The sequence below is a fragment of the Agathobacter sp. LCP21S3_B2 genome (genome assembly GCF_052118705.1).
In the GTDB taxonomy this organism is placed as follows: Bacteria; Bacillota; Clostridia; order Lachnospirales; family Lachnospiraceae; genus Roseburia.
Genome location: NZ_JBQKGQ010000045.1, coordinates 1 through 1167 on the forward strand (window position 1 = coordinate 1; position 1167 = coordinate 1167).

Here is a 1167-nt window from a genome sequence, read left to right on the forward strand (position 1 = left end):
GCTACTTAGATGTTTCAGTTCACCGGGTTCCCCTCCATACGTTATGGATTGGCGTATGGATGATACGAGTTCTTCGTACCGGGTTTCCCCATTCAGACATCTGCGGATCAACGATTATTTGCATCTCCCCGCAGCTTTTCGCAGCTTATCACGTCTTTCTTCGGCTCTTAGTGCCAAGGCATCCACCCTGCGCTCTTCTTTGCTTAATCTCTTCGATGCATAGCGTTGCATCATTAATAACTTAAAGAACTTTGTTGTTGTTCACAACTTGGTTTTGTTTCTCGGATGTCTTGATTGTTAGATATTCTTAAGAATAGAATATTTATTCATCAAATCATTTGTATGAAGTTTTCAAGGTACACTGCTGTGATTACCAGTTTTAGTTCTCACAGACTTTTGACTGTTTTATCAGTCATTAGAAATCTTAATCTCTTAAAATCTCTAATCACTGGTAAAACCAATTTTTTATAAATCCGGCAGCCACCTACCTTCCCATACCGTTACCAGTATAGTATTATCGGCCGCTTCAGTCTTAACCATCGTGTTCGGGATGTGGACGGGTGTTTCCCAAAAGCGCATCGCCACCGGAAGCATTGAGTTTGATAACTCAACAGTGAAAAACTCTCTACTCGATTTCCTTAGAAAGGAGGTGATCCAGCCGCACCTTCCGATACGGCTACCTTGTTACGACTTCACCCCAGTTATCGAGCCTGCCTTCGACAGCTCCTTCCTTTCGGTTAGGTCACTGGCTTCGGGCATTCCCAACTCCCATGGTGTGACGGGCGGTGTGTACAAGACCCGGGAACGTATTCACCGCAGCATTCTGATCTGCGATTACTAGCGATTCCAGCTTCGTGTAGTCGGGTTGCAGACTACAGTCCGAACTGAGACGTTATTTTTGAGATTTGCTCGGCTTCACAGCTTTGCTTCCCTTTGTTTACGCCATTGTAGCACGTGTGTAGCCCAAGTCATAAGGGGCATGATGATTTGACGTCATCCCCGCCTTCCTCCAGGTTATCCCTGGCAGTCTCTCTAGAGTGCCCGGCCGAACCGCTGGCTACTAAAGATAAGGGTTGCGCTCGTTGCGGGACTTAACCCAACATCTCACGACACGAGCTGACGACAACCATGCACCACCTGTCACTCCTGCTCCGAAGAGAAGGTACG

Annotated in this window: 3 rRNA genes; all 3 read right to left on the bottom strand. The window is 46.8% G+C overall.

What is annotated here, in order from left to right:
• Positions 1-209, bottom strand: a 23S ribosomal RNA gene (locus ACTQ1L_RS15185); the annotation flags it as partial.
• A 262-nt stretch (positions 210-471) separates the two neighbouring features.
• Positions 472-589, bottom strand: a 5S ribosomal RNA gene (rrf, locus tag ACTQ1L_RS15190).
• 53 nt (positions 590-642) lie between these two features.
• A 16S ribosomal RNA gene (locus ACTQ1L_RS15195) occupies positions 643-1167 on the bottom strand; the annotation flags it as partial.